We start from the raw sequence: 25484 nt of genomic DNA, 5'->3' as shown, positions 1-25484 counted from the left end.
CTACATGGTGATCACCGCCCGGCTGGTGAGGGTGCCCTCCCGGAGCCGCCGGTAGGCCTCGCCGACCTGGGCGAACGGGAAGCGCTCGGTCGCGATGTGCAGGGCGTCCTGTTCGGCCAGGGTGACCACGTCGCGCAGGTCGGCGAGGGTGTGGCCGTAGCTGACGGAGAGCTGGCAGCCGCCCGGGAGGCGGCCCCAGCCGACGGGTACCTGGCCGCCGGCGGCGCCGCAGATGACGATCCGGCCGACCGGTGCGGCCACGCCGACGGCCAGGGCCAGGGTGTCGTCGGTGCCGACGAAGTCGAGCACGGCGGCGCAGCCGGGGGTGAGCGCGCGGATTCGGTCGGCGGTGGTGTCGTCGGTGTCCCCGTCGGGCGCCGAACTGGGCGTCCGCCCCGGCCCGGGTTCGCCGGAGAGCAGGGTGTGGTGGGCGCCGATCCGGCCGGCGTGTTCCAGCCGGTGGGCGGCGGTGTCCACGGCGATGACCGTGGCCCGGGTGAGCGCCCGCAGGTGCTGCACCGCGAACCCGCCGAGGCCGCCGGCCCCGATGACCAGTGCGGCGGTGCCGGGGTGCAGCACGGCGGCGCAGGTGCGTACCGCGTGGTAGGCGGTGGCGCCGGCGTCGGCCAGCACGGCGGCGTCGGCCGGGTCGAGCGCCCGCAGCGGGACGGCTTCGCGGGCCGGCGCGGTGACGTACTCGGCCAGGCCGCCGTCCAGGCCGACCCCCCGGGTGGTGAACCGCAGGGACAGGGCGCAGTAGTTCTCCTGCCCGCGCAGGCACCGCTCGCACCGGCCGCAGGAGTGCACGCAGGACAGCAGCACCGGGTCACCCTCGGCGAGGTTGGTGACCTGGGCGCCGCGCGCGGCGACGTGCCCGGCCGTCTCGTGGCCGAGGGTGAAGCCGGGGTCGAACGGCCAGGCGCCGGGTGGGGAGTCCTGCAGCAGGATGTCGCTGTGGCACAGGCCGACGGCCCGCACCCGCACCAGGATCTCGTCGGCGGCCGGCTCGGGCACCGGCACGTCGGCGTAGCGGCCGCCGGCCTGCCATTCGAGCAGCCGGTACGCGGTCATGGTGGCCATTCAGTGGGCAGCGTCGGCGCGGTCGGAGTAGGACTCCAGGACCAGGTCGGTGGGGTAGCGGGTGGCGATGTGCGCGCCGCCGTCGATGGTCCACTGGGTGCCGGTGACGAAGCCGGACTCGTCGCTGGAGAGGTAGACGCAGGCCTGGGCGACGTCGTCGGGGAGGCCGAAGCGGGGGGTGAGGTGCACGGCGGACATCGCGTCGCGGAACCGGGCATCGGTCAGGTAGAAGGCCCAGTTGTCGCCGGGGTGCAGGCCCAGCACGAGGCAGTTGCAGCGGACCCCGGCGCGGGCGTAGTCGGTGGCGATGGAGCGGGTGAGGCTGTTGAACGCGCCCTTGCCGGCGGTGTAGGCGGCGCTGCCGGGCAGGCCGGTGATGGACGCGATGGAGGAGATGTTGACGACGGTGCCGCCGCCGGCCCGCTCCATGTGCCGCAGGGTGTGCTTGGTGATCAGGAACATCCCGGTGAGGTTGTTGCGCAGGATCTGGTTCCAGCCGTCCAGCTCGATGTCGCCGAGGCGCCCGTCGACGGTGCCGAGCTCGGTGGAGGCGGCGTTGTTGACCAGGGCGTCGACCGTTCCGTAGCGCTCGACGGCGGTGGCCACGGCCGCGCGGACCTGGTCCTCGTCGCCGAGGTCGCACGGGACGAAGGTGACCTGCCCGCCCTGGGCGCGAACCTCCGACTCCACCGCTTCGCCGGCGGGTCGGGTGCGCCCGACGAACACCACCCTGGCGCCCTCGGCGGCGAAGCGCTCGACGATGCCCCGCCCGACGCCCTTGGTTCCGCCGGTGATCAGTGCGACCTTGCCGTCCAGTCTGTTCATGGTCCGCTCCGTTGCTGGTGGGTGGGGGTCAGATGCGGCCGGCCAGGGAGAACTCGCCCCGGATCGCCACTTCGCGGCGCAGCCGGTCGGATAGGACGGCCTCGACGGCGGTGCGCAGCTCGCCGCCGGTCCGCACGGCGGCCTCCAGGCAGCGGGACAGCACCTCGCCGGCCAGGGCGTATTCGGCGTGCAGCTCGGGCAGCCGCGAACTCGGGGCGCGCCGGGCGCGCAGCCGGGCCAGCGCCTCGGCCACCCCGGCGTCGGCGTGCTCGCCGAGCAGCCGGTCGGCCACGGTTTCGATCGCGGTGATCTCCTCGCGCAGCCACGCGGCCTCGTCGTCGGCTCGGGCGATGACGCTGCCCAGGATGGAGTCGAGCATGTCCAGCCGGGTGAGGGCGTCGGGGTCGGTGACGGCGGCCCGGATGCCGGTGCGCAGCTCGGTGCGCACGGTCTGGAGCAGCTGGCGGGAGCTGGGGCGGGCGATCATGCCGGGACTCCGGTGCGGGCGGCGTCGAGCGCCCGGGTGGCGGCGAACCAGCCCTCGAAGGCGGTGATGTCGGCGTTGAACAGGAACGCGGTGCGCAGGTCGGTGTTGCGGCCGTCGACGTAGTCCTGCTGGGTGCGCAGCAGCTGGCCGAACACCCGGATGGCCGGCAGGATGGAGAAGTAGGCCACGGTCAGCGGGTTGACCACATCCTCGCCCAGCCCGGTGCGTTCCCGGTAGCGGGTGCAGAACGCGGCGGGGTCGGCCCCGAACAGCGCGGGCGGCTGGATGGCCTCCACGTAGGTGAGCCAGCCGAGGTCCTCGCGCGGGTCGCCGAGGTGGGCGAACTCCCAGTCCACCGCGACCAGCCGGCCGCCCTCGCCGATCATCATGTTGCCGGGCTGGAACTCGCCGTGCACCAGGCCCATCGGCGCCTCGGGCGGGCGGTTGCGCTCCAGCCAGGCCGCCACGTAGCGCAGCATCGGCAGGGACTCCGACAGCCGGGCCTCGGTGTCGCGCCAGAGCTGGATCAGGTCGTCGATGTAGCCGTTCCAGTCGGGGCGTTCGAGGTGCCCGGGCAGCCCGGTGGTGTCCACCGCGTGCACGTCGGCGGCCAGGTCGGCCACCGCGCGGGCGTGGGCGGGGACCCGGCCGGGGCCCGAGGCCCGCACCGAGGAAAGGAACGGGCCGCCCGGCACGAAGTCCAGCACGATGGCCCGGCTGCCCAGCTCGCTGCCGTCGGTGTCGGCGAACAGCGCGTCCGGCATCGGAGCGCCGCCGGTGCGGGTGAGCGCATCCAGGAGCCGCCACTCCTGGACCCGGTCCGTCTCGATCGGCGCGGCGCTGTCCGGGGCATCGGCCCGCAGCACCAGGGTGCGGGGCCGGCCGTCGATCGTGGCGGTGAACCGGGTCATCAACCGGCTGTACCCCCCGGGCAGGCGGGTCAGGTCGCCGACCGTGATCTCCCGGGCGTCCGGCAGCCGGCGGGCCAGGAACACCCGCAGCCGTTCCGCGAGGTCAGACACGGCTGGCCTCCCCGGCGCGCAGCACCCGGCCGGGGTCGCGGACCCACCGGCTGAACTGCCGGCCCATGGTCCAGTCCTGCAGTTCGCCGGGGGCGTCCCGGTGGCCGTCGAAGCTCCAGTCCTCGTAGCACCAGAAGGTCATCACCCCGCCGTACGGGGAGTGCCACTTCATCAGCGACCGCACGGTGCCGACGGCGTGCAGCTCCCGGCCGTGCTCGTCCACCGCGTCCAGCTCCTCGCGCACCGGGCGGCCGTCGGGACGGCGTTCCAGGACCCGGCGGACGCCCGAGACCAGGCGGCCCTGCACGCCGTCCCGCACGTAGAACCCGTGCACGACCGGGTCGGCCGCCCCGACCAGCGGGTCGGTCTCCCAGTCGCGGTCGCTCATCGCGAACGCCTGGAAGGAGTTGTCCCGGTCGGCCCGGGCGAAGGTGTAGGAACCGCGCGGCTTGGGCTGGCCGATCAGGATCCGGCGCGGTCCCCAGGTCCGGTCCTTGATCACGGCGGCGTCCACGACGTCGATCGCCTCGCCCTCGATCCGCAGGCTGCCGTTCATCACCCCGGTCTGCTCGTAGTGCCCGGTGGCGTGCCGCTCGACGTCCTGCACGAAGTCCCGCATCCCCCGGTTGACCTCCTCGCCGGCCGACAGCATGGCCACCGGCGGCCGGTCGGCGGTGAAGGTCAGGTCGAACTCGCAGCCCGGCGCGCGGTAGGTGTGCCGGTAGGCCAGCTGCGGGGTGACCGTGCGGACCGCGTAGCCGTTCTCGAACTCCACGTCGAACATGTCCGCGCCGTCCGGGACCGGCAGGTGCCAGTCGAAGCCGTTGTACAGCGCGGTGGACATCTCGTCGCCGGTGTCGTCGACGAACCACGGCCCGGCCATCGCGGTGCGCTGGTTCGGCCGCACGTAGTGGTACAGGATGCCGAACAGTCGGCGCTCCGGGATGCGGAACGTGGTGAACGAGCTCTCGTTCCACCACGGGTCATCGGTCCGCCGGTGGAAGCCCTCGTCGGCGGCGGACACCTCGTTCGACCAAGCCATCGTCTGTTCCCATCTCGCGCTTCCGAACGCGTTCCGAACATGTTCCGGCGAATCAGTACGGTACTTGTACCGAACATGTTCGGCAAGCGGTAGCATCGGCTCCGTGCCCTCCCGCCAACGAGCCACCGCCGAGCGGCTGACCACCGACGCACTGGTCGACGCGGTTGCCGCGCTGATCGAGTCCGGCGGGGTCGAGGCGCTGACCATGCGCCGCCTGGCCCAGGAGTGCGGCGTCGGCGTCACGACGCTGTACGGACACGTCCGGACCAAGGACGAGCTGCTCGGGCTGTTCGCCGACCGGCTGCTCGGCCGGATCCGCCCGCCCGAGGAGTCACTGCCCTGGGACGAGCAGGTCGGCGCGATCTTCCGGGCGGTCTACGAGATCCTGGTGGACCACCCGGAGCTGGCGCAGATCGTCGGCCGGCAACCCGTCCCCGGCTCGGCCGCGCTGCGGCTGTTCCAGCAGGTGCTGCGCGCGCTGGTCGGCATCGGCCTGACCGACCGGCAGATCCGGACCGGGTACGCCGTGCTGGCCGCCTACACCACCGGCTACGTCCAGCACCAGGCCGCGCGGACCGCCCGCACGCCCGCCCTGGCCGACCTCATCGCCGACGCCCGGCACGTCGACACCCACCCGGAGCCCAACGGCGACGGGGCCGACCACCTCACCGCGTTCGACGCCGGCTTGCGGGTGATCCTGGACGGCCTTTCGGCGGCCGCTACGAGGCGAGGGTGAGGGCGTCGGTCAGGCGGGCGAGGTCGGCGTCGCTGATGTGCAGGTGCGGGGAGATGCGCAGCGACTCGCCCCGGACCGCCGCGAAGCAGTTGACCGAGGCCAGCGCCGGCACGATCTTGGCCCGGACGGCTTCGGGCAACCTCACGCCGAGCATGTGCGGCCCGCGCTGCCCGGCGGGAACGGCGTCCAGTCCGAGTTCGGCCGCCCGGGCCGAGATGGTGTCGGTGAGCTCGGCCAACGCGGTGGCGATCCGGGGGATCCGCCAGTCCCGCAGTTGCTCGAGCGCGGCGATCGCCATCGGGAGCAGCTCGAACTTGGTGCGTTCCCCGACGTCGAACCGGCGCGCGCCGGGCTGGTACTCGTCGCGGTAGTCGACCAGGCGGGCGAAGTCCTCCGATCCCTCGCGCAGGATCCAGTTGTGCTCCAGCGGCTCGCCCCGGCGGTACGGCGGCGCGACGTAGAGGTAGCCGACCCCGAACGGGCCGAGCAGCCACTTGTAGCCCACGCTCACCACGAAGTCCGGGCGCAGGGCGGCCACGTCCAGCGGCATCGCTCCGATCGACTGGCTGCCGTCGATGACCAGCCGGGCTCCGATCTCGTGGCTACGGGCGCTGACGGCGGCCAGGTCGACCAGCGCGCCGTCGGTCCAGTGCACGTTGGGGACGCTGACCACGCCGACGCGTTCGTCGAGGACCTCCAGGACCGCCTCGGTCCAGGTCTGGCCGGGCCGCCGGTGCACGGTCACGATCTCGGCGCCGGCGGCCCGGGTGGCGGCGCGCCAGGTGTAGATGCCCGAGGGGTACTCCTCGGCCAGCACCACCACCCGGTCGCCGGTGCTCAGGGCCAGGTTCCGGGCCGCCACGGCGAACCCGTAGCTGGTCGCCGGGACCAGCGCGACCCCCTCGGCGTCACCGCCGACCAGTTCGGCGAACAGCGTCCGCAGGCGTTCGACATCGGTGAACCAGTCCTCGGCGGCGATGGTCCACGGCCGGCCGCGGCGTTCCAGTGCCGCCTCACCGGCGGCGCGCACCTGGTGCAGCTGGGGCGAGAGGTTGGCGGTGTTGAAATAGGCGACGTCCTCCGGGACCGCGAACGCCGCGCGTTTCGCACCCAGGGTTTCGGCCGACGGCGAGACTCCGTGAGCGGTCACGACGCCAGTGTCGTGGAAATCGCCCGCTCAGGCGATCGAGATCTCGGAGGTGCCCACGCGCAGGTGCGCGGTGAGCCGGTCCGCGCGCCGCCTCGCGGCCGGGCCGTACAGCTCACGGGCCCGCGCGGGGGTGACGGTCTCCGGGAGCGCCGGCATGCCGCGGTCGAGGTGCTGGGCCATCAGCTGTGCGGTCATCGGCGCGTACCGGCGCAGCGCGGTGAGGCCGGCCGAGCGGGTCGCGGCGATCCGGGCGGCGGCCCGGGCGGGTGGCACCAGCAGCCGGTCGATCACCACCGCCTGGTCGAAACCTCCCGCCCGGCGCATCCAGCGGGGGAGCGTGGCGATCGTCGCCCTGGCCATCAACCGGCTGCCGGCCGAGAGCCGCCAGCCACCCTCGTCGCGCGGGGTGCGCAGCAGGTAGTGCATGGCCCGCTGGGCGTGCTCGGAGCCGCGAAGCCGGGGCCGCATCGCCGCGAAGTACTCCCGGACCCCCTCGCGGGAGTCCGGCACGTCCGCCGGTTTGCAGGTCTGCAGCTCGGCCGCGGCCACGCACTCGGCCCAGTAGCGCCGTTCCTGCTCCGGGGTCAGCGGTCCCGGGCCGAACATCTCGTAGCACTTGAGCACCGAGTGCCAGCCGGTGACGTGAATCCACAGCTGCGAGTCCGGGTTGTTGGCGTTGTACCGCTTCCCGCTGAGCGGCTCGGTGCCGGTGACCACCGAGTGCACCCGCATCAGCAGCTCGGACGCCTCGATCGCGGTCCGCGCATCGGCGACGGCCACGGTGAGGAAGTAGGCCAGGGTGCGGTCCAACCGCCCGCGCGGCTCGCGGTAGATGCCGGCCGAGTCGGCGACGGCGGCGGCCAGGGACGGGTCGAAGTGCTCCAGCACGACGGAGCGCTGGAAGCCGAGCAGCGCGGTCGGCGCCGTCCACACCCGCCAGGTCGGCGATTCCGGCCCGAAGAACCCGTAGTCCCGCCATTCGCGGGTCGCGTTTGACCTGGTCATCCTCGACCTCCCATTTACTACTAGGGCGTAGTAATTGAATTTACTACCGTGCAGTAGCTTTGTCTAGGATGGAGTCATCGAGCGTTGACGACGGGGGTGCTGATGACCACGCGGGATGTGCGGCCGGTCCGGAAGCGGCGGGCCTATGCCGCGCGGGTGCCCGCGGCGCAGCGGCGCACCCAGCTGCTCGATGCGGCGCTCACCCTGGTGGCCACCCTCGGTCACCAGGCGGTCACCATGGACGCCGTCGCCGACCGGGCCGGGGTCACCAAGCCGGTGATCTACGGCCAGTTCACCAGCCGGGCCGAGCTGCTGGCCGCGCTGCTGCGCCGGGAGCAGGAGCAGGCGCTGGCCCAGCTGCGCGCGATACTCCCCGCCGATGCGGCGCCGGTGGAGCCGCCGGCGCTGTTTGCCCGCCTGTTCACGGGGTTCCTGGAAACGGTGCGCCGGGCGCCCGATCGTTGGCGCTGCATCGTGTTCCCGCTCCCGGACATGCCGGCCGAGTTCCATGCCGCCCGGGACCGGGCCCGGGAACTGGTGCTCGGCCGGGTCGAGGAGCTCATCCGGCGGACGCCCGCCGCCGACCGGGCCGGCGCGGACCCGGAGCTGGCCGCGCACACCGTGGTGACCCTGTTCGAGATGGCGGCCCGGCTGATGCTCGCCGACCCCGCGCGCTTCGGCCCCGAGCGGTTTCTCGCCGCCGTGAACGCCGCCCTGGCCGGTCTACCGGGCAGATAGCTCGGGGATGACCTGGGCGGCCAGCCGCTCCATCTGCTCGAGGTCGTCGAAAAGCGGGTTGAGCAGGATCGTCTCGGCGCCCGCTTCGGCCACTTCGCGCAGGCCGGCGACGCAGTCGTCGGGTGTGCCGGCGACCGCTGCCGGGGCCAGGCCGGTCAGCCCGAAGTATCCGTAGAACCGGTCGAGGGCTTCGGCGATGCGTCCGCGGGCGCGTTCGGCATTGTCGTCCACGGCGATGTAGACCCGCTTGGCGATGGGGAAGCCGGTGGGGCCGGGCCGGTGGTCCTCGAGCGCCGACCGAATGACCCGAACCTCCTCGGCGAACTGGGCGGTGGTCGAGATGCCGGAGCCGACGAAGCCGTCGCCGAGCCGGACGGCGCGCCGCAGTGCATCCGGGTGGGTCGCGCCGAACCAGATCGGCGGGTGCGGGGTCTGGACCGGCTTGGGTTCCATGGCGGCGCCGCGCAGCTGCCAGAACTGCCCGTCGAAGTCGACGTGGTCCTGGGTCCACAGTTCCTTCATCAGCCGCAGGCCTTCGGTGAACCGGGCGACGAAGCTGGCCGGGTCGACGCCGAACGCGGAGAACATCCGGAACCGTCCGCCGGTGGTGAGGCCGACATCGACGCGCCCCTGGCTGAGCCGGTCGAGCGTGCTGATGTTCTTGGCCAGATGTACCGGGTTGTGCAGCGGGCTGACCAGCGCCGCACAGCCCAGCCGTATCCGCTGGGTGCACGCCGCCGCGTAGCTCAGCGTCTCGATCGGCCCCAGGAACGGCAGCGAGCCGATGACCTGCTCCCCGGTCCACGCGCTGTCGAAGCCGAGCTCTTCGGCGCGCGCGAGGTAGGCGCGAAACCGGCTCGGGTCGAACGAGCCGTCGGTGACGATTTGCGGGACGGAGATGGCGAATCGCATGTGCCGACGGTAGCAGTCTACTTTAAAAGTACAAGCAGCTAATATACTAAGTGTAGGAGCTGGGGGTGAGGATGCGCAGCTACGGCGAGGCCTGCACCATGGCCCACGCCCTGGACGTGATCGGCGAGCGCTGGGCGTTGTTGGTCGTGCGTGAGCTGTTGCTGGGGCCCAAGCGGTTCACCGACCTGCAGCGGAGCCTGCCGCGTGCCAACCCGCGAATCCTGGCCCAACGGCTGCGCGACCTGACCGAGGCCGGCGTCCTGCGACACTGCCGACTCGGCCCGCCGGTGAGTGCCCAGGTCTACGAGGTCACCAGCTGGGGGGCGGAGCTCGAACCGGTGATCGAGCACCTGGGGCGGTGGGGCAGCCGATCCCCGAACGTGAACATGGACGGCGAGGTCACCGCCGTCTCGGCGATGTTCGCGTTGAGAGGCCGTTTCGATCCGGCCGCCGCCCCCGCGCTGACCGGCGAGTTCGTGGTGCGCTTCGGCGACGAACCCTTCACGGTGCACGTCGCCGGCGGTCAGGTGCGGATCACCCGCGAACCGGCGGCACAACCGGACACGGTGATCGATACCGACACCAAGACCTTTTCCGCACTGATCACCAAGCGGCTCCGGCTGTCCGACGCGACCCGCGGCGGCCGGCTCCACCTCACCGGGTCGGCCGAGCTGGCGGAGAAGCTCTTCGGCGCGGTCCGCTCCCCGGACGCCACATGATCAGGGGCTAGCGGGCGGTGGCGGGCGGTGGGCGAAGCCGTGGATCATCATGGCGGCGGCCTCGTTGATGCGGGTTTCTTTGTCCGGGCGGGTGCCGGCGGGGAATATCCATTCGTCGAGCAGCACCAGGGCGATGATCATTCCGGTGATGGCGCCGATGGTTGCCTCGGGTGTGTCGAGTCCCTGGTAGCCCTGGGCCTGGGTCTCGTCGACCAGGGCCTGGCGCAGTGCGATGAGTCCTTCGGTGAACTGGTTGCTGATGGCGCGGGCGAGGTCGCCGAGCGCGTCGTCGTCTCCGGTGGCGGTCAGTAGGAGCCGGAGCGAGTCGCGGTGTCGTTCCAGGGCGTTGTAGAAGCCGCCGACGAAGTGCCGGGCGAGTTCGAGCGGCTCCCCCTGTCCGGGTGGGTTGCTCCGCCACGATTCGACCTGCCGGTCGATGAACTCGCGCAGCGAGCAGACGACGGTCGCTTCGAAGAGCGCGGCTTTCGAGGCGAAGTGCCGGTACAGGGTCGGGGGGTCGACGGCGGAGCGCTCGACGATCTGGGCGGTCGTCGTGGCTTGGTATCCCTGTCGTTCGAACAATGTGCGCGCGGCTTCCAAGATCAGGCGCTGCACCTCTTCGGTCGAGCGCCGTGGGGCTCTGGTGCCGGTCATCGCCGTCCCTTTCGTCCGCGCCTCTCGCGATCCTCCCGCGGGAGCACAACAATGCCGCGCGGCGCCGGCACGGGTTGCTCCGGGGTGCACCGCTGGGACATTTGTGCCACTTTGTTGCGCCGTCAAGCAGGGGTGCATCCTGGGAGGCGTCCTGCGTGGGCGTGTGCGCAAGCGGTCATTGACGATCTTGGAGCGCTGAATCATGCTGGTCAGTTGGCTGACAACCGTCCCGTCTCGTGGCGTGTCATGATCCGCGGCGGGCGGTGTGAGTGCTTCCTTCCGCTGAGCTCGCCGGAGGACTCCGCGGCGGACAGCTCGACGTGGTGGCGGCCGGAGCGGGACCGCGATCCGGGGCCGCGCGTCCGCGCGGTCGCGCGGTGGGGCGAGGACCCCGAGCAGCGCCGGGTGGTCCGGGTTCCCGGCGGATGGGTCGAGGAGGGATCGATGGTCAACTTCTACCAGGACCGGACTCCCCCGATGCCCTGGGACCGGACGGGCAAGTGCTGGGCAAACCGGCCGCACGCCGTCGTCGAGGTGCGCGCCGACGCGGACGGCTGGCGGGTATCGCGGCCCTTCACCGCACGTCACCCCGCCTTGGTCGAGCCCCGGCGGGCGGAGTCGGCGGTGGTTGTCGGTGAGGCACGAGCCGTCCGTTCCTAGCCGGCGGCTGGTGGTCAGAACTGTGGCTGTTGCAGGCGGCGGTTGACGATCGCGCCGGCGTCGATCCGGAGCTGCGCACCGGTGATGTAGCGGGACTCGTCGGACACCAGGAACAGCACCGCGTCGGCGATGTCGCGCGGCTCGACGTACGGCAGCCCCATCGCGGTCATGGAGTGGAACGCCGGAAGCGCGTCCTCGCGCGTGGGGTTTTCCAGGTCCGGCCGGAACACCCGGTACATCGGGTCGCTGTTCAGCATGGGGGTGTTGGTGTTCGTAGGGTGCACTGCATTCGCCCGGATCCGCCGCGGCGCGAGCACGATGGCCAGGTCGTTCACGAAACCGGCGACCGAGCGCTTGGCGAACGAGTAGCCGAGTTTCCCCGGGTCCGGCGGGCTGTCGTGGGTGGGGGGCATCAGCGCGGCCGTCGACCCGGTGGCGACCACCGAGCCGCCGTCGGGGAGGTGCGGCAGCGCCGCCTCGACGGTGTTCACCACGCCGTTGAAGTCGACCGTGACGGCGTCGATGAACGCCTGTGTGTCGTGGCCGGCGATGGGGGCGATGCCGGCCTGCGCCACCACGGCGTCCAGCCGGCCGAGCTCCGCCACCCCTTCGGCGACGACCGACCGCAGCGCCGCCGGGTCGCGGACGTCGGCCGTCCGGGCCACGATCCGGCGGTCCAGCTTCTCCACCTCGCGGACGGTCTCGTCCAGGTCGCCGCGACCGGCCATCGGGTATCCGACGCTGTCGATCTGCGCGCAGATGTCCACCGCGATGATGTCGGCGCCCTCCTCGGCGAGCCGGATCGCGTGTGCGCGGCCCTGCCCCCTCGCGGCGCCGGTGATGAAGACGACCTTGCCCGGTACCCGGCCCATCCGGCCTCCCTTTCAGTAGGTTCATCCGCCGACGAGCCGGTCCAGCAGGAGTGACGTGGGCGAGAAGTAGTCGCCGTACCCACCCCGGAAGAACAACAGCGGAGTCTTGGGCGACCCGGCACGGAGACCGCGGACCCGCCCCACGACCAGCAGGTGAGTGCGGGAGGAGCGGTCGGCCAGGAAGGACACCAGGGGCGGGTCCAGGGAGACCGAGGTGAACGACCCCACGATCATCCCGGCGGGTCGGCGGTCGGACCCGATCACCGTGATCGCGACGACGCTGGTCGGGAAGTTCCCCAGCACCTCGCGGAAGTGCCGCTGGTCGGTGGCGTCCATCCGGTGGTCAGATCAGGATGCGCATCGGCGGGGTCAGCTCCAGGCCCATCTGGGCGAGCGCGTTCCCGTGATAGGTCGAGCCGGGCACGTGGATCATGTGTTGCAGGCCGGCGTGGGCGTCCCGCCAGAACCGCTGCAGCGGGTTGTCCCGCCGGATCGCGTTCCCGCCGGACCGCGCGAAGATCTGGTCCAGCGCGGAGACCGCGCGCCAGGCACAGCGCACCTGGTTGCGCCGCACGTTCGAACGCTCCTCGATGCTGACCGGTTTCCCCGCGTCGACGAGGTCGTAGATCCGGCTGATGCCGTCGATCAGCTGCACCCGGGACGCCTGGATCTCCGCCGCCGCCTCCCCGGTCGCGTACAGCACGTACGGGTCGTCCCGGATCTGGATCCCGGTCACCGCGACCCGGTCGCGCTGCTGGGCCACGTGCGCCGCGAGTGCCCCCTCGCAGATGCCGATCACGGCGGCGGTGATGCCGAGCGGGAACATCGCGCTGAACGGCAGCTTGTACAGGGTGTCGGTGACCCCGTTGCGTTCGGCGGCCTGGCCCTCCTGGATGTCCCCCTGCTCGAGCGTCCGGTAGCCGGGGATGAACGCGCCCCGGACGACCACGTCCTTGCTGCCGGTGCCGGCCAGGCCGACCACGTCCCAGGAGTCGTCGATGATCTCGTAGTCGGCCCGGGGGAGGATCACGTGCAGCACGCTCGGCGGGGTGGCCGGCTTCCCCCGGCCGTCGCCGGCCAGTGCGCCCAGGAAGTCCCACTCGCAGTGGTCGGCCCCCGAGGAGAACGGCCAGCGCCCGTTGAGGACGAACCCGCCGTCCACCGGCTCGGCGATCCCGTTCGGCATGTAGGGCGAGGCGATCCAGGTGTCCGGGTTGTCGCCCCAGATCTCCCGGGCCAGCCGGGAGTCCATCTGCGCGACCTCCCACGGGTGGACCCCGACGACCCCGCACACCCAGCCCGCCGCGCCGTCGTGGCCGGCCACCGCCATCACCGCCTCGGCGAAGTCCCGGGGATGCGCGGTGTAGCCGCCGTACCGGGTGGGCTGCAGCAGCCGGATCACGCCGGTCGAGCGGAGCAGGTCCACGGTCTGGTCGCTCAGCTTGCCCAGGCGCTCGTTCTCGTCGGCGAGGGCGGCCAGTTTGGGTCCGGCCTCCTCGATACGGCGGACCACCTCGTGCGTCATGCCGCCAACCTCCTGTCGCGGGTGAGGAACTCCAGTACGACGCGCTCGAAGTCGGTCTTGCGTTCGATCTGCGCCCAGTGCCCGCACCGGGCGAAGGTGTGCAGCTCGACGTCGGGCAGCGCCCGGTTGGCGAAGTGGGCCTGGTCGTAGGGGAGCATGCGGTCGTCGCGGCCCCAGAGCAGCAGGGTCGGCGTGGCGATGGTGGCCGCCTGCGTCCACAGCGGCGTGTACGTGGCCCGGTTGGCCGGGTTGAACAGCGAGCCGAAGATCGCCTGGGTGCGCTGGAGCACCCCGTCGGCCATGGCGTTGTCCATGCGCTCGTCGACCAGCTCGTCGGTGATCCGGGTTTGGTCGAACACCATCGTCTTGATCCAGGAGATCATGCGGTCCCGGGTGGGCTCCTGGAGGAACTCGAACAGCCGCGCCATGCCCTCGCTGGTCTCCGGCGCGAACAGTCCGACGGACAGCCCGCCGGAGCCCATCAGCGCCATCCGTGACACCCGCTCCGGGGCCAGCCGGGCCAGCTCGGCGGCGACCGCGCCGCCCATCGAGTTGCCGACGAACGCCGCCGACCCGATATCCAGCCGGTCCATCAGCCGCGCGATCCACCGGGCCGCGACGACCGGGTAGATCTCGTCGAGCCGGGGCAGCGCGGAACCGCCGAAACCCGGCAGGTCGGGCATGACCGTGCGGAAATGCTCGGCGAACACCGGCAGGTTGTGCTGGAAGTTCGACCAGGCGCTGACGCCGGGTCCCGACCCGTGCAGCATCAGCAGCGGCTCGCCCTCGCCCGCCTCGTGGTAGGCGAAGGTGAGCCCGTCGACGTCCTCGGTCAGCGGGGTCACGGGGTGAGTCCCGCCGAGGGCGAGGTGGACAGGAAGGTGCCGCCCGGGCCGACGTCGAGCACGTCTCCGTACCAGGTCTGCCCGTACTCCAGCTCGGGGAGCTTCCACTCCAGCGCTTCCCAGGCCGGATCGAAGATCAGGTAACCGCCGGAGTAGAGCTCGATCCGGTGCCCGGAGCCGGGGTCGTGCACGTACAGGTACATCGCCTGGCCGATCCCGTGCTTGCCCGGGCCGGCCCCGTACGCGATGTCGAGATCGCGGATCTGGTCGGCCGCGGTGAGGATGTCGTGGAAGTTCTCCACGTTGAACGCCACGTGGTGGAACTGGCCGGTCTGGTCCTCGGCGGCCATGCCGATGGCCAGGTCGTGCACCTGCGGGGTGACCGACAGCCAGGACGCCAGGATGATGTCCGGCGCCTGCGGCAGCCGGGCGAACTCCCGGCGCTGGAAACCCAGCGCCTCGCGCAGCCAGGACTCGGCCTGGTTGACCGTGCCGGCGCTGGTCTGCAGGTTGATGTGGTCGAGGCGGCGAACCCCGAGCCCCCGGCGTCGCGAGCTGTTGCTGAGCACCTTCGAGCGGATGGACTCGTCGGCGAGCGGCTTGTCGATGTCGTAGTAGAGCTCGAAGGGGTGCTCGCTGCCCGGCACCAGGAAGCGGACGGCCTCGCCCCGGCCGGCCTCGTGGCCCGCCGCCAGCTCGAGGGTCTCCAGCCCCTGGTTCTCCAGCTGCTTCTGGAACAGCTCGACGTCTTGGCGGCGCTTGACCCGGAAGCCGTAGGAGTTCACCCGGGCCTGGTCCTGCTGGGTCAGCACCAGGGAGTGGTGCGTCAGCTCCTGGTATCCCCGCAGGTAGGCGACGCCGCCGACCTGCTCGACGACCTCCATGCCGAGCAGGTCGCGGAAGAACCAGAGTGAGCGGTCCAGGTCGGGTGTGCCGAGGTTGATGCTGCCGGCGTGGGCGATCCGCGGCCCCGGATCGTAGTCGGGCTTGCTCATCCAGCGGCTCTCCTTCGAGTCGGTCGGGGCCTTCGCAGGCCAAAGTGAACACCTCTTCGCCGGTTTGAGTCAACCGCTTGATTGAAAAGACTCGGCCGGTGTTTACTGGCGCCTCGCGGGGGTGGACACGGAGGAGATGGTGATGGCTCCGGAAGAGGTCACGTACGACGTCGTGGTGGTCGGCTCCGGCGGAGGCGGCCTGATCGGGGCCTACGTGGCGGCGTCGCGCGGCCTGCGCACCCTGGTCATCGAGAAGACCGGCCTGGTCGGTGGCACCACCGCCTACTCCGGCGCCGGCCTGTGGTTGCCCGGGTCCGCCCCATTGCGGCGGGCCGGGATCGCGGAGGGTGCCGGGGAAGCCCGGAAGTACCTGCGCGGCGTGGTCGACGACGGTTCCCGGGAGAAGCTGCAGGCCGCCTACCTGGACGCGGGCCCGCGGCTGGTCGACGAGCTCGAGCGGAACCGGTGGTTCCAGTGGTTCGTGCACGGACCGGTGCCGGACTACTACCCGGACCGGCCGGGCGCCTCGATCAGCGGGCGAACCATCTTCCCCCCGGAGATCCCCGCCGCCGACCTGGGTGGGCACGCCTCGCTGGTGCGGGGTCCCATTCCCGCCGAGCGCTGGGGGTGGGAGCAGGGGCCGGTGCTGAACGGCGGCCGCGCGCTGGTCGGGCGGGCGCTGGCGGCCTTCCTGGAGACCGGGAACGGTTCACTCCGGGTCAACACGGCGTTGGAGAGCCTGGTTGTGGCGGACGGCCGGGTAACCGGTGTGTCGGCCGTGAGCGACGGCGTGCCGGTGGTGTTCCGCGCGAACCGGGGGGTGCTCCTCGCGGCCGGCGGGTTCGAGCGGAATGACGAGCTCCGGGAGAAGCACCAGCCGGTCCAGGCCCGGGGCGAGTGGTCCAACGGCGCGCCGGGCAACACCGGTGACGCGCTGCTGGCCGGCATCGCGGTCGGCGCCGCCACCGACCTGCTCGACGAGGCCTGGTACGTGCCGGGCCTGGTGCAGCCGGACGGCCTACCCGTCTTCCAGAGCGGCCTGCGCGGCGGGATCTGGGTCAACGCCGAGGGCGAGCGCTTCGTCAACGAGGCGCGCCCCTACGACCAGGCCGGGCACGAGATCGCCCGCCGGCACGTGGACACCGGGATCTCGCACATCCCCACCCACTGGATCCTGGACCAGCGGCTGATCGACCGGGACGGCTTCGGCGGCCCGCCCGACCAACCCGTTCGCCCGGAGTGGCTGGAGTCCGGCGCGCTCCGGAAAGCCGACTCGCCGGCGGAGCTGGCGGCACTGATCGACGTGCCACTTGATGCGCTGAGCCGGACCATCGCGGAGTTCAACGGCTACGCGGAAACCGGCATCGACGAGAAGTTCCATCGCGGTGAGTCGCCGTGGGACCAGATGTTCCACCACATAGTGCCCTTTCCCTACCTGCCGGAACTGAGCTACCCGGCGAAACCGTCGCCGGAATGGCCGAACCCGCTGCTGTTGCCCCTGGACACGCCGCCGTTCTACGTCGCGACGATCGTGCTGTCCGACCTCGGCACCAAGGGCGGGTTGAAGACCGACGAGCACGCCCGCGTGCTGCGACCGGACGGCTCGCCGATCGAGGGTCTCTACGCGGCGGGCAACACCGCGGCGGCGATGTCCGGCCGGGTCTACCCGGGCGCCGGGACGCCGATCGGTTCGAGCCTCGCCTTCGCCTATCGGGCGGTCCTGGACATCGTCGCCCAAGGAGACATCGGTGGATGAACGCGTGAAGTTCCGGCTCTACCGCTTGTCGGTCTGGTGCGGCGCCGTCGTCATGATCGCGTTCGCTGTCGCCTTTTCCGGCGTGGGCAACCTCTACCCACCCCCTTCGCCGACGGCGGACGCGCAGGCGATCGCCGGGTTCCTCGCCGAGAACCGGACGGGGATCCTCTCCGCCGTAGTGATCATGGGGATCTTCGCCCCTTTCTTCTACCCGTTCGCCGTCGTCACGAGCCTGCAGATGTGCCGGATCGAAGGCGGCTGGGGTCTGCTGTCGATGGTGCAGCTGACCACCGCCGTCGTCGCCCCGACCGGCTGGATCTATCCGCTGGCGGTGCTCGCCACCGCCGTCTACCGGCCGGGCCGGGACCCTCAGCTCATGCTGTTGCTGAGCGACCAGTACTGGCTCACCTACGTGGGCGTCGCGGTCATCTTCGTGGTGAACGTATGGGTGATCGGCCTGGCCGCACTGGTCGACCGCCGGCCCGAGCCGGTCTTCCCGCGCTGGTTCGGCTACCTGAACTTCGCCCTCGGCGTGGTCCTGCTGCCCGGGGTCTTCGTGTACCTGTTCACCGAGGGCCCGCTGGCCTGGGACGGCCTGTTCACCACGTACCTGCCGTCCGCGGCGTTCCTGGTCTGGAAGATCCTGATGATCTACGTGCTGCTGCGCGCGGTGAACTCCGAGGAACGGGAAGCACTGGCGAAAGCGTCTTAGACCGTGCGCAGCAGCATCGCCCCGGAGGGCACGCCGCCGCCCGAGGTGACGACCGCCGTCCGGGCGCCGCTGACCTGGCGCCCGTGGGCCTCGCCCCGCAGCTGGAGCATGGCTTCCCGGACGAAGCCGTAGCCGTGCAGCCGGCCGGCCGAGAGCTGCCCGCCGTGCGGGTTGAGCGGGAGCTCGCCGTCCAGGGCGATGGTCCCGCCGCCGGCGATGAAGTCGGTTGCCTCGCCCGGACGGCAGAACCCCAGACCCTCCAGCCAGGACAGGGCGTTGAAGGTGAACCCGTCGTAGAGCAGGGCCACGTCGACGTCGGCCGGGCGCAGGTCGGTGCGGGTCCACAGGTGGGCCGACGGGCCGCGCGACTGCGGCGTGTGGGCCAGGGTATCCTGGTCCCAGCTGAGGCGTTCCAGGATGGCCGTGCCGACGGCCTCCACCAGCACGGGCGGCTTCGGCCGGTCGGCGGCGGCCTCGACCGCCGAGACGACCACCGCCACCGCGCCGTCGCAGGGCACGTCGCAGTCGTAGAGCCCGAACGGCGTGGTGATCATCCGCGCGGCGTAGTAGTCGTCGGTCGTCAACGGTTCGCGGTAGAGCGCCTCGGGGTTGCGCGCCGCGCCGGCGCGGGCGGTGACGGCGATGGCCGCGAGGGCGTCGCGGCCCACGCCGTAGCGGTGCATGTAGTGGGAGGCGTTGCAGGCGATCCACTGGGCGGGGGACATCGCCCCGAACGGGGCGCGCCATTCGAACATGCCGGTGGCCGGGCCGCTCTCGGGTGCCCACCGTCCCGACCTGACCAGTGCGGCGTGCGAGGACTCCCACACCGTGCGGTAGCACAACACGTGCCGGCACAGGCCCGCGGCGACCGCCAGCATGGCGGCGGTGATCGAGCCGATCTGGCCGGGCACCTCGCGCGCCCCGTTCACCCAGGTGGGACGCAGTTGGAGGGCTTCGGTGAGCGCGGTGATGCCGCCTTCGCCCAGGCCGCCCGGGACCGGACCCGGGTAGGTGGAGAGCCCGTCGACCTCGTCCAGCTCGAGGCCCGCGTCCGCCACGGCGGCCAGCGTCGCCTCGACGGTCAGCGAGATGGGGTCGACCATGAGCCGCCGGCCCACCCGGGACTGCCCGACGCCGGTCAGCGCCACCCCGTCCTCGAACTTCCGGGGCGAGGCCATGGAACGAGGGGTGGCGCGGACCTCGCGCGGCAGCGGACCCGGCCCCCGCGCGGCCTCGGCCGCCCGGTCCGGCTCGAACAGCGGGACGTACAGCTCGCCGTGCTTCTCGAACCGCACCCGCACCCGCATCCCGACGTGCACCTCGTCCGGCTCGCAGCCGACGATGTTGGTGGTCAGCCGCGCGCGGTCGTCCTCGGTGAGCGCGACCACGGCCACCACGTACGGCGGCGGGAACGCCGGCAGCCAGGCCTGGTGGTTGACACTGAACCCGACGACCACCGCCTTGCCCGACGTCGCGGACAGCGTGACCGATCGCCCCCGGCAGGACGGGCACACCGGCATCGGCGGGTGGAAGTACCGCCCGCAGTCATCGCAGCGGCAGACCCGCAGCACCCCGTCGGCCCCGGACCGCCAGAACTCGGCGCTCCCGAGGCTCGGCTGTGGCAGCGGGCGCATGAGACTCTCCTTCAGTTGGCCGAATAGAGGATACGTAACTATGGAATGGATCCACAAAGGATCGGCGAAACGCCAGTAGAGACGATAATCAGGTATACACAACTTCCGGGCGCTGGAGTAGGGTGCTGAGCACGTGCACAGCTCGGTTCTGACGAGGGAGCGCGACGATGCCGTTGCAGCCGTGGATGAAGTTGCTTTCGACCGACGACCACCTGATCGAGCCGCCCGGGGTGTGGTCCGACCGGTTGCCGGCGAAGCACCGGGAGCTCGGGCCCCGGATCGTGGCGCGGTCCCGCGGCGAGGGCGTCCCGCCGGCCGATGTGTGGGCGTACGAGGGCCGGATCTACCCGTACATCGGGCTGAACGCGGTGGCGGGCAAGAAGCCCGAGGAGTTCGGCATGGAGCCGACCCGCTACGACGAGATGATCCCGGGCTGCTACGACCCGAAGGCCCGGCTGCGGGACATGGACCTGGACGGGGTGTGGGGAGCGATGAGCTTCCCGTCGTTCCCCCGATTCGCCGGCACGGTGTTCCTGGAGGGCGAGGACCGCGAGCTCGCCCGGCTGTGCGTGCGGGCGTGGAACGACTTCTCCATCGACGAGTGGTGCGCGACGGCGCCGGACCGCTTGATCCCGCTGGTCATCCTGCCGTTGTGGGACGTGGAGGCCTGCGTCGCGGAGATCCACCGGACGGCGGCCAAGGGGGCGAAGGCGATCTCGTTCCCGGAGAACCCGGTTCCGCTCGGGCTGCCGTCGTTCCACACCGACCACTGGGACCCGGTGTTCTCGGCGGCCGAGGAGACCGGCCTGCCGCTGTGCCTGCACTTCGGCACCTCGGGCAGCGCCCCGAAGACCGCGCCGGAGGCCCCCTTCGCGGTGACCATCGCGCTGTTCGGCTGCAACTCCATGTACGCGACCACCGACCTGTTGTTCTCCCCGGTGTTCCACCGGCACCCCGAGCTGAAGGTCGGCCTGTCCGAGGGCGGCATCGGCTGGATGCCGTACCTGCTCGAGCGGGTCGACGGCACCTGGGAGCGGCACCGCTTCTACCAGAACGTCAACCAGGACGTCCGCCCTTCGGAGCTGTTCTACCGGCACATGCACGGGTGCTTCATCGACGACCGGTTCGGGGTGAAGGTCCGGCACGACGTCGGCGTCGACCACATCACCTGGGAGTGCGACTACCCGCATTCGGACTCGTACTGGCCGAAGAGCCGGGCCTACGCGGCGGAGGTCCTCGCGGACGTGCCGGACGACGAGGTGCACAAGATCGTCGAGCTGAACACCCGGCGGCTCTACAACTTCCCCGCATGAGCCGGCGGCCCGAGGCGGAGCGGTCCGACTGGACCGATCTGGACCTGCTGACCCGCGAGGAGGCCCTCGGCCGGCTGCGCCGGGAAATCGCCGAGACGGAACCCCGGTTGGCCGGCATCGGCGATGGCGACCCGGCGGAGCGTTCGCTGCTCGAGTCCCGGTTGCGCGCGCTGCGGGACGCGGCCGAGGAGCTCGCCCGATGACCAACGGACACGAGTCGGCGCGGGTCGACGGCGCCCGGACGATCGGTTTCGTCGGGGCCGGGCAGATGGGCGAGCCGATGGTGGAGCGGTTGCTCACGGCCGGCCACCGGGTCCGCCTGTACGCGCGGCGCGCCGGGGTTCGCGACCGGCTCCGCCTCCTCGGGGCGGAGTGCGTGGACCAGGCCCGGGACGTCGCCGGATGTGACGTCGTCATCAGCTGCCTGTACAGCGACGCCCAGGTGCTGGAGGTGCTGCCCCAGGTCGTGCGGCGGATGGGCGCGGGCTCGGTGCTGGTCTCGCACACCACCGGTAACCCGGCGACCCTGGGCGAGCTGGACGGGTTCGCCCCGGGCGGGAAGGCCGCGATCGTGGACGCGGCGTTCAGCGGCACGGTGGACGCGGTCCGCGCCCGGTGCCTCGCGGTCTACCTCGGCGGGGAACCCGAGCACGTCGCGACGGCCCGTCAGGTCCTCGGCGCCTACGCGGCGCCGATCATCACCACCGGGGCCCGCGGTTCGGCGTTGCGGGTGAAGCTGCTCAACAACCTGTTGTTCGCGGCGATCACCCAGGTCACCCTGCGCGGGCTGGAAGCCGGCCGCGCCATGGGGCTCGAGGAGAGTGTGCTGCTCGCGGCCCTGGCGGTGGGGAGTGGCGGGAGCACCGCCGGCCGGTACATCGCCGCCCGGGGCGCCGGGCCGTTCGTCGACGCGGTGACGCCGTTCCTCCGCAAGGACCTGGCCGCCTGCCGGGCCACCTCGGCCGAGCTGGGTGTCGACCTGACCGAGCTGCTGGCAGCGGCCCAGGACGGCCCGATGAACCTGATCGACGAGGGAGTGGTCCGGTGAAGATCACCATTGATTCCAGGACGTGCTCCGGGCACGCGCGCTGTGCGGCAACGGCGCCGGACGTGTTCGAACTGGATGACGACGGTTACGCGGTGCCCTTCGACGGAGAGGTCCCGGCGGGCCTCGAGGACGAGGCGCACGACGGCGCGATGGCCTGTCCCGAGCGGGCGATCACCGTCGAATGACGCCGAACGAGGAGGTTTCCCGGGTGCATCGGCCGATGGAGGGTGTGCGCGTCCTGGAGGTCGCGCAGTTCACCTTCGTGCCCGCCGCCGGCGCGGTGCTCGCGGACTGGGGCGCCGACGTGATCAAGATCGAGCACGCCGAGCGGGGGGACGCCCAGCGCGGCCTGACCCGGGTGCTCGGGTTGCCCACGGCGAGTGGCGACTCGTCGTTCTTCCCGATCATGGAGGGGCCGAACCGGGGCAAGCGCAGCGTGGGGTTGGCGCTGGAGAAGCCGACCGCGCGCGGGGTGTTCGAGCAGCTGGTCGCGTCCAGCGACGTGTTCCTCACGAACTTCCTGCCCGAGGCGCGGGCCAAGCTGAAGATCGACCTCGAGGACCTGCGCGCGATCAACCCCGACCTCATCTACGTGCGGGGAAGCGGTTTCGGCGCCCGGGGTGAGGAGCGGAACAAGGGCGGCTACGACAGCACCGCGTTCTGGGCCCGCGGCGGCAGCGCGGCCGGGGTCACCCCGCCGGGCGCCGAACGGATGATGCGGATGCCCTCGGGCGCCTACGGCGACTCGATGGGCGGGATGACCATCGCCGGCGGCATCGCCGCCGCGCTGTACTCGCGCCGCGTCACCGGCGAGCCGTCGGTCATCGACGTGTCGCTGCTCGGCGTGGGCGCATGGGCCACCCAGTACTCGGTGAACCAGGCGCTGATGGCGGGCGGGCCGCTGCCGGCGCGGGAGCAGCCCGCGCACGGGTCCCCGACCAACCCGCTGGTCGGGGCCTACCGCACGGCCGACGACCGGTGGCTGGAGCTGGCCATGCTGCAGCCCGGCCGGTACTGGCCGGAGTTCTGCCGGCTGGTCGGCCGCGAGGAGCTGGCGAAGGACCAGCGCTTCGACGGCACCGAAAAGATCATGGCGAACGCCGGCGCCGCCGCCGGGATCGTCGCCGGGATCATCGGGACGCGGACCTGCGCCGAGTGGGTGGAGATCCTGTCCCGGGGCGAGGGGCAGTGGTCGGTGGTGCAGAACGCCTGGGAGGTCGGCCGGGACCCGTCGCTGCGGGCGAACGGCCTGATCGCGCCGGTGGTGGACGCGGAGGGGGTGCCGCGCGAGCTGGTGGCCAACCCGGTCCAGTTCGGGGAGACCCCGCCGGCGCTCACCCGTGCGCCCCAGTTCGCCGAGCACACCGACGACGTGCTGAGGGAGTGCGGGCGATCCGACGAGGAGATCCTCCAACTGAAGCTCGACGGCGCCGTGACATGAGAGGACCGCGATGAGCACGACGCTCCAGCCCGACGGCAACTACGAAGGCGTGCCCGCGTACCACTACGACAACACCGCCGGCGGGCCGGTACTGAGCCACCACCGGCGGTGGGAGGAGTTCGCCGCCACCCACGGGGGATTCCGCAGCAGCATCGCGCAGGGCTACTGGGTCGTCACCGACGGCGCGGCGATCCAGGAGGCGCTGCAGGACTGGCAGACCTTCTCCAGCAAGTCGGTGACCGCGCTCGACCCGGAGCCCCGCTTCCTGTGGATCCCGGAGATGCTCGACCCTCCGCTGCACACGATCTGGCGGCGGCTGCTGGGCCGTGAGTTCTCGCCCAAGACGGTCGCGGCCAAGGAACCGGAGATCCGGGCCGTGGCCGTCGACATGATCGAGCGGCTCCGGGAAAGCGGCGGCGCCGACGTGCTGGACCGGTTCGCGCGCCGGTTTCCGACCCTGATCTTCCTGCGGTTGATGGGCCTGCCGGTGGAGGACCTGGACACGTTCCTCGGCTGGGTACACACGATCCTGCACCTGTCCTACGAGCAGGACCAGGACCGGGGGCGGCGCCTGGCCGCGATCAACGACGTTTCGGCCTACTTCGACGAGCAGATCGCGGTGCGCCGCAAGGCGCCCAAGGACGACCTGCTGTCCCGCGTGATGGCGTGGAAGATCGACGGCGAGCCGATCGACGACGGTGATCTGCACGCCTTCTGCGTGCTGATGTTCATGGCCGGCCTGGACACCGTGCCGATCTCGGTCGGCTGGGCGCTGTACCACTTCGCCAGCCACCCCGAGCACCGCGGGGCGATCCTCGCGGACCCCTCGCTCATCCCGACCAGCGTGGAGGAGATCCTCCGCGTGTACTCGTTCGTCATCCCGGCCCGCAAGGCGACCCGGGACGTGGAGATCGGTGGCTGCCCGGTGCGGTCCGGGGAGATGGTGATGCTGCCGCTCACGGTGACCAACCGCGACCCCCGGCGGTACGACAACCCGTCACGGGTGGACCTGGGGCGCAGGGCCAACAACCACATCGCCTTCGGCTCCGGGCCGCACCGGTGCCTGGGTTCGCACCTCGCCCGCCTCGAGCTGAACGTCGCGGTCGAGGAATGGCACCGGAGAATCCCCGACTACCGGATCGCGGAGGGCCAGGAACTCGAGCAGACCGGCAACATGTACGGCCTGAAGTCTCTGCGTCTCGAATGGTGACCGGCACGTCCACCGCCGAGCGGGAACAGCTGCGTGCCTCGGTGCGGCGCTTCCTCGCGGACCGGTCGCCGAGTGCGGCGGTCCGGCGCTGGATGGAGTCGGACGAGGGCCACGATCCGGCGGTGTGGCGCCAGATGGTCGACCAGCTCGGCCTCGCGGGACTGGCGATCCCGGAGGAGTACGGCGGGTCGGGCGGCGGTCCGGTCGAGCTGGGCATCGTGCTGGAGGAGATGGGGCGTGGGTTGGTGCCTTCGCCGTTCTTCGCCACGGTGGCGCTGGCCGGCCAGGCGCTCGCGGCATCCGGCGACGACGCGGCGAAGGCGCGCTGGTTGCCGGCCATCGCCGACGGCTCCCTCACCGCGACCGTCGCGCTGGCCGAGGAGACCGGCTCGTGGCGGCCGGAGGACGTCGCGGCCGCCGCCACACCGGCCGACGACGGGTGGCGGCTGTCCGGCACCAAGATGTTCGTCATCGACGGCCACAGCGCCGACCTGCTGCTCGTGGTCGCGCGCGCCGGGGACGGGCCGGGGCTGTTCGCCGTCGAGGGCGCCTCGGCCGGGGTGAACCGGACCCGGCTCGACGCACTCGACCCGACCAGGCGGCTGGGCCGGGTGGAGCTGGACGGCGCCGAGGCGCTCCGGGTCGGCGGCGCGACGCCGTTCGTGCGCACGGTGCTGGACCTGGCGGTGGTTGCGCTGGCCGCCGAGCAGGTGGGCGCGGCCCAGGCCTGCCTGAACGCGGCGGTGGAGTACGCGAAGGTCCGCGTGCAGTTCGACCGGCCCGTCGGCTCGTTCCAGGCCATCAAACACCGGTGTGCCGACCTGCTGCTCGAGGTCGAGGCGGCCCGGTCCGCGAGCTACCACGCCTCGTCCGTGTCGGCCGGGGAATCGGCCGAACGCCCGGTGGCCGCCGCGCTGGCGGCGGCGTACTGCTCGGCCGTGCTCACCCGCGCGGCCAAGGAGAACATCCAGATCCACGGCGGCATCGGTTACACCTGGGAGCACGACGCGCACCTGTACCTGCGGCGGGCCAAGTCCTCGGAGCTGCTGTTCGGCGCGCCCTCGGAGCACCGCGCCCGGCTGGCCGACCTGGTCGGGATCTGA

The 25484-nt window shown here is 71.8% G+C and carries 28 protein-coding genes; 13 read left to right on the top strand and 15 right to left on the bottom strand.

The genetic code is table 11. From position 1 onward, the window contains the following. The 5 genes from ABEB12_RS06260 to ABEB12_RS06240 are packed head-to-tail and all read right to left on the bottom strand — an operon-like array spanning window position 1 to window position 4456. A complete protein-coding gene (locus tag ABEB12_RS06260; protein WP_185062807.1) occupies window positions 1-1071 on the bottom strand; it encodes an alcohol dehydrogenase catalytic domain-containing protein in 1071 nt (356 codons plus the stop codon). Window positions 1072-1080: 9 nt separating this feature from the next. Next, the gene (locus ABEB12_RS06255; protein ID WP_185062806.1) at window positions 1081-1905 is read right to left on the bottom strand and encodes an SDR family oxidoreductase; all 825 of its coding nucleotides are present in this window, start codon (window positions 1903-1905) and stop codon (window positions 1081-1083) included. A gap of 28 nt (window positions 1906-1933) precedes the next feature. Further along, window positions 1934-2392 (bottom strand): hypothetical protein, encoded by a 459-nt coding sequence (locus tag ABEB12_RS06250; RefSeq protein ID WP_185062805.1) that lies wholly within the window; start codon window positions 2390-2392, stop codon window positions 1934-1936. Next, window positions 2389-3414, bottom strand: coding sequence for a phosphotransferase (locus ABEB12_RS06245; RefSeq protein ID WP_185062804.1), 1026 nt, complete (start codon window positions 3412-3414; stop codon window positions 2389-2391). The genes ABEB12_RS06250 and ABEB12_RS06245 overlap by 4 nt, the downstream gene beginning before the upstream one ends. Continuing rightward, on the bottom strand, window positions 3407-4456 hold the full coding sequence (locus tag ABEB12_RS06240; RefSeq protein ID WP_185062803.1) for a hypothetical protein: 1050 nt from the start codon (window positions 4454-4456) through the stop codon (window positions 3407-3409). Before ABEB12_RS06240 ends, ABEB12_RS06245 begins: the two co-directional genes overlap by 8 nt. Window positions 4457-4559: 103 nt before the next feature. Between ABEB12_RS06240 and ABEB12_RS06235 the strand changes: the two genes are divergently transcribed. Further along, window positions 4560-5192, top strand: a complete 633-nt coding sequence (locus tag ABEB12_RS06235; RefSeq protein WP_185062802.1) for a TetR/AcrR family transcriptional regulator C-terminal domain-containing protein — start codon at window positions 4560-4562, stop codon at window positions 5190-5192. Here the strand turns inward: ABEB12_RS06235 and ABEB12_RS06230 are convergent. After that, window positions 5176-6342 carry an aminotransferase class V-fold PLP-dependent enzyme gene (locus ABEB12_RS06230; RefSeq protein WP_221498228.1) on the bottom strand — a complete coding sequence of 389 codons (1167 nt, stop codon included), beginning with the start codon at window positions 6340-6342 and terminating at the stop codon, window positions 5176-5178. The genes ABEB12_RS06235 and ABEB12_RS06230 overlap by 17 nt on opposite strands. A gap of 27 nt (window positions 6343-6369) precedes the next feature. Continuing rightward, on the bottom strand, window positions 6370-7347 hold the full coding sequence (locus ABEB12_RS06225) for an oxygenase MpaB family protein (protein WP_185062801.1): 978 nt from the start codon (window positions 7345-7347) through the stop codon (window positions 6370-6372). A gap of 102 nt (window positions 7348-7449) precedes the next feature. On the opposite strand from ABEB12_RS06225, the gene ABEB12_RS06220 reads away from it, so the two are divergent. Further along, window positions 7450-8085, top strand: coding sequence for a TetR family transcriptional regulator (locus ABEB12_RS06220; protein ID WP_185062800.1), 636 nt, complete (start codon window positions 7450-7452; stop codon window positions 8083-8085). Here the strand turns inward: ABEB12_RS06220 and ABEB12_RS06215 are convergent. Beyond that, window positions 8071-8997, bottom strand: coding sequence for an LLM class flavin-dependent oxidoreductase (locus ABEB12_RS06215; RefSeq protein WP_185062799.1), 927 nt, complete (start codon window positions 8995-8997; stop codon window positions 8071-8073). The two genes, ABEB12_RS06220 and ABEB12_RS06215, sit on opposite strands and share 15 nt — an antisense overlap. Window positions 8998-9068: 71 nt before the next feature. Between ABEB12_RS06215 and ABEB12_RS06210 the strand changes: the two genes are divergently transcribed. After that, a complete protein-coding gene (locus ABEB12_RS06210) occupies window positions 9069-9716 on the top strand; it encodes a winged helix-turn-helix transcriptional regulator (protein WP_185063130.1) in 648 nt (215 codons plus the stop codon). On the opposite strand, the gene ABEB12_RS06205 is transcribed toward ABEB12_RS06210, so the two are convergent. After that, the gene (locus tag ABEB12_RS06205) at window positions 9717-10370 is read right to left on the bottom strand and encodes a TetR family transcriptional regulator (protein ID WP_185062798.1); all 654 of its coding nucleotides are present in this window, start codon (window positions 10368-10370) and stop codon (window positions 9717-9719) included. Between the two features lie 246 nt (window positions 10371-10616). On the opposite strand from ABEB12_RS06205, the gene ABEB12_RS06200 reads away from it, so the two are divergent. After that, window positions 10617-11030, top strand: coding sequence for a hypothetical protein (locus tag ABEB12_RS06200; RefSeq protein ID WP_185062797.1), 414 nt, complete (start codon window positions 10617-10619; stop codon window positions 11028-11030). 14 nt (window positions 11031-11044) lie between these two features. Here ABEB12_RS06200 and ABEB12_RS06195 read toward each other — a convergent pair whose 3' ends face one another. Genes ABEB12_RS06195 through ABEB12_RS06175 form a run of 5 tightly spaced genes read right to left on the bottom strand, consistent with a single transcriptional unit; the run spans window position 11045 to window position 15267 of the window. Continuing rightward, window positions 11045-11902 (bottom strand): mycofactocin-coupled SDR family oxidoreductase, encoded by an 858-nt coding sequence (locus ABEB12_RS06195; protein ID WP_185062796.1) that lies wholly within the window; start codon window positions 11900-11902, stop codon window positions 11045-11047. A 21-nt stretch (window positions 11903-11923) separates the two neighbouring features. Then, window positions 11924-12238 (bottom strand): flavin reductase, encoded by a 315-nt coding sequence (locus tag ABEB12_RS06190; RefSeq protein ID WP_185062795.1) that lies wholly within the window; start codon window positions 12236-12238, stop codon window positions 11924-11926. 7 nt (window positions 12239-12245) lie between these two features. Then, the gene (locus ABEB12_RS06185; protein WP_185062794.1) at window positions 12246-13427 is read right to left on the bottom strand and encodes an acyl-CoA dehydrogenase family protein; all 1182 of its coding nucleotides are present in this window, start codon (window positions 13425-13427) and stop codon (window positions 12246-12248) included. After that, window positions 13424-14272, bottom strand: a complete 849-nt coding sequence (locus ABEB12_RS06180) for an alpha/beta fold hydrolase (protein WP_345702604.1) — start codon at window positions 14270-14272, stop codon at window positions 13424-13426. Before ABEB12_RS06180 ends, ABEB12_RS06185 begins: the two co-directional genes overlap by 4 nt. Beyond that, window positions 14269-15267, bottom strand: a complete 999-nt coding sequence (locus ABEB12_RS06175; RefSeq protein ID WP_185062793.1) for a VOC family protein — start codon at window positions 15265-15267, stop codon at window positions 14269-14271. The genes ABEB12_RS06180 and ABEB12_RS06175 overlap by 4 nt, the downstream gene beginning before the upstream one ends. 142 nt (window positions 15268-15409) lie before the next feature. On the opposite strand from ABEB12_RS06175, the gene ABEB12_RS06170 reads away from it, so the two are divergent. Together ABEB12_RS06170 and ABEB12_RS06165 are read left to right on the top strand one after the other, a co-directional pair. Then, window positions 15410-17023 (top strand): FAD-binding protein, encoded by a 1614-nt coding sequence (locus tag ABEB12_RS06170; RefSeq protein ID WP_185062792.1) that lies wholly within the window; start codon window positions 15410-15412, stop codon window positions 17021-17023. Beyond that, window positions 17016-17735: a hypothetical protein gene (locus ABEB12_RS06165; protein WP_345702603.1), complete on the top strand. Its 720-nt coding sequence runs from the start codon at window positions 17016-17018 to the stop codon at window positions 17733-17735. The genes ABEB12_RS06170 and ABEB12_RS06165 overlap by 8 nt, the downstream gene beginning before the upstream one ends. Here the strand turns inward: ABEB12_RS06165 and ABEB12_RS06160 are convergent. Then, window positions 17732-19369: a thiolase C-terminal domain-containing protein gene (locus ABEB12_RS06160; protein ID WP_185062791.1), complete on the bottom strand. Its 1638-nt coding sequence runs from the start codon at window positions 19367-19369 to the stop codon at window positions 17732-17734. The genes ABEB12_RS06165 and ABEB12_RS06160 overlap by 4 nt on opposite strands. A gap of 185 nt (window positions 19370-19554) precedes the next feature. Between ABEB12_RS06160 and ABEB12_RS06155 the strand changes: the two genes are divergently transcribed. Genes ABEB12_RS06155 through ABEB12_RS06125 form a run of 7 tightly spaced genes read left to right on the top strand, consistent with a single transcriptional unit; the run spans window position 19555 to window position 25484 of the window. Continuing rightward, window positions 19555-20682, top strand: coding sequence for an amidohydrolase family protein (locus tag ABEB12_RS06155; RefSeq protein WP_345702602.1), 1128 nt, complete (start codon window positions 19555-19557; stop codon window positions 20680-20682). Beyond that, window positions 20679-20885 carry a hypothetical protein gene (locus ABEB12_RS06150; protein WP_185062789.1) on the top strand — a complete coding sequence of 69 codons (207 nt, stop codon included), beginning with the start codon at window positions 20679-20681 and terminating at the stop codon, window positions 20883-20885. Before ABEB12_RS06155 ends, ABEB12_RS06150 begins: the two co-directional genes overlap by 4 nt. Continuing rightward, entirely contained in the window at window positions 20882-21730 is an 849-nt protein-coding gene (locus ABEB12_RS06145) for an NAD(P)-binding domain-containing protein (RefSeq protein ID WP_185062788.1), read from the top strand. Before ABEB12_RS06150 ends, ABEB12_RS06145 begins: the two co-directional genes overlap by 4 nt. After that, window positions 21727-21915, top strand: a complete 189-nt coding sequence (locus ABEB12_RS06140) for a ferredoxin (RefSeq protein ID WP_185062787.1) — start codon at window positions 21727-21729, stop codon at window positions 21913-21915. Before ABEB12_RS06145 ends, ABEB12_RS06140 begins: the two co-directional genes overlap by 4 nt. Next, window positions 21912-23171 (top strand): CaiB/BaiF CoA transferase family protein, encoded by a 1260-nt coding sequence (locus ABEB12_RS06135; RefSeq protein WP_345702601.1) that lies wholly within the window; start codon window positions 21912-21914, stop codon window positions 23169-23171. The genes ABEB12_RS06140 and ABEB12_RS06135 overlap by 4 nt, the downstream gene beginning before the upstream one ends. 10 nt (window positions 23172-23181) lie before the next feature. Beyond that, window positions 23182-24381 carry a cytochrome P450 gene (locus ABEB12_RS06130; RefSeq protein WP_185062786.1) on the top strand — a complete coding sequence of 400 codons (1200 nt, stop codon included), beginning with the start codon at window positions 23182-23184 and terminating at the stop codon, window positions 24379-24381. Beyond that, window positions 24375-25484, top strand: a complete 1110-nt coding sequence (locus ABEB12_RS06125) for an acyl-CoA dehydrogenase family protein (protein WP_185062785.1) — start codon at window positions 24375-24377, stop codon at window positions 25482-25484. The genes ABEB12_RS06130 and ABEB12_RS06125 overlap by 7 nt, the downstream gene beginning before the upstream one ends.

Origin of the sequence: Actinospineispora eucalypti (assembly GCF_039543365.1) — a bacterium.
In the GTDB taxonomy this organism is placed as follows: Bacteria; Actinomycetota; Actinomycetes; order Mycobacteriales; family Pseudonocardiaceae; genus Pseudonocardia; species Pseudonocardia eucalypti.
This window is presented reverse-complemented; position numbering and strand designations above follow the sequence as displayed.

Excerpts from the sequence above, each read along its gene's own strand:
- ABEB12_RS06260 (WP_185062807.1), bottom strand. The coding sequence starts at position 1,071 with ATGACCGCGTACCGGCTGCTCGAATGGCAGGCCGGCGGCCGCTACGCC.
- ABEB12_RS06255 (WP_185062806.1), bottom strand. The coding sequence starts at position 1,905 with ATGAACAGACTGGACGGCAAGGTCGCACTGATCACCGGCGGAACCAAG.
- ABEB12_RS06250 (WP_185062805.1), bottom strand. The coding sequence starts at position 2,392 with ATGATCGCCCGCCCCAGCTCCCGCCAGCTGCTCCAGACCGTGCGCACC.
- ABEB12_RS06240 (WP_185062803.1), bottom strand. The coding sequence starts at position 4,456 with ATGGCTTGGTCGAACGAGGTGTCCGCCGCCGACGAGGGCTTCCACCGG.
- ABEB12_RS06225 (WP_185062801.1), bottom strand. The coding sequence starts at position 7,347 with ATGACCAGGTCAAACGCGACCCGCGAATGGCGGGACTACGGGTTCTTC.
- ABEB12_RS06220 (WP_185062800.1), top strand. The coding sequence starts at position 7,450 with ATGACCACGCGGGATGTGCGGCCGGTCCGGAAGCGGCGGGCCTATGCC.
- ABEB12_RS06215 (WP_185062799.1), bottom strand. The coding sequence starts at position 8,997 with ATGCGATTCGCCATCTCCGTCCCGCAAATCGTCACCGACGGCTCGTTC.
- ABEB12_RS06210 (WP_185063130.1), top strand. The coding sequence starts at position 9,069 with ATGCGCAGCTACGGCGAGGCCTGCACCATGGCCCACGCCCTGGACGTG.
- ABEB12_RS06205 (WP_185062798.1), bottom strand. The coding sequence starts at position 10,370 with ATGACCGGCACCAGAGCCCCACGGCGCTCGACCGAAGAGGTGCAGCGC.
- ABEB12_RS06200 (WP_185062797.1), top strand. The coding sequence starts at position 10,617 with ATGATCCGCGGCGGGCGGTGTGAGTGCTTCCTTCCGCTGAGCTCGCCG.
- ABEB12_RS06195 (WP_185062796.1), bottom strand. The coding sequence starts at position 11,902 with ATGGGCCGGGTACCGGGCAAGGTCGTCTTCATCACCGGCGCCGCGAGG.
- ABEB12_RS06190 (WP_185062795.1), bottom strand. The coding sequence starts at position 12,238 with ATGGACGCCACCGACCAGCGGCACTTCCGCGAGGTGCTGGGGAACTTC.
- ABEB12_RS06185 (WP_185062794.1), bottom strand. The coding sequence starts at position 13,427 with ATGACGCACGAGGTGGTCCGCCGTATCGAGGAGGCCGGACCCAAACTG.
- ABEB12_RS06175 (WP_185062793.1), bottom strand. The coding sequence starts at position 15,267 with ATGAGCAAGCCCGACTACGATCCGGGGCCGCGGATCGCCCACGCCGGC.
- ABEB12_RS06170 (WP_185062792.1), top strand. The coding sequence starts at position 15,410 with ATGGCTCCGGAAGAGGTCACGTACGACGTCGTGGTGGTCGGCTCCGGC.
- ABEB12_RS06160 (WP_185062791.1), bottom strand. The coding sequence starts at position 19,369 with ATGCGCCCGCTGCCACAGCCGAGCCTCGGGAGCGCCGAGTTCTGGCGG.
- ABEB12_RS06155 (WP_345702602.1), top strand. The coding sequence starts at position 19,555 with ATGAAGTTGCTTTCGACCGACGACCACCTGATCGAGCCGCCCGGGGTG.
- ABEB12_RS06150 (WP_185062789.1), top strand. The coding sequence starts at position 20,679 with ATGAGCCGGCGGCCCGAGGCGGAGCGGTCCGACTGGACCGATCTGGAC.
- ABEB12_RS06145 (WP_185062788.1), top strand. The coding sequence starts at position 20,882 with ATGACCAACGGACACGAGTCGGCGCGGGTCGACGGCGCCCGGACGATC.
- ABEB12_RS06135 (WP_345702601.1), top strand. The coding sequence starts at position 21,912 with ATGACGCCGAACGAGGAGGTTTCCCGGGTGCATCGGCCGATGGAGGGT.
- ABEB12_RS06130 (WP_185062786.1), top strand. The coding sequence starts at position 23,182 with ATGAGCACGACGCTCCAGCCCGACGGCAACTACGAAGGCGTGCCCGCG.
- ABEB12_RS06125 (WP_185062785.1), top strand. The coding sequence starts at position 24,375 with ATGGTGACCGGCACGTCCACCGCCGAGCGGGAACAGCTGCGTGCCTCG.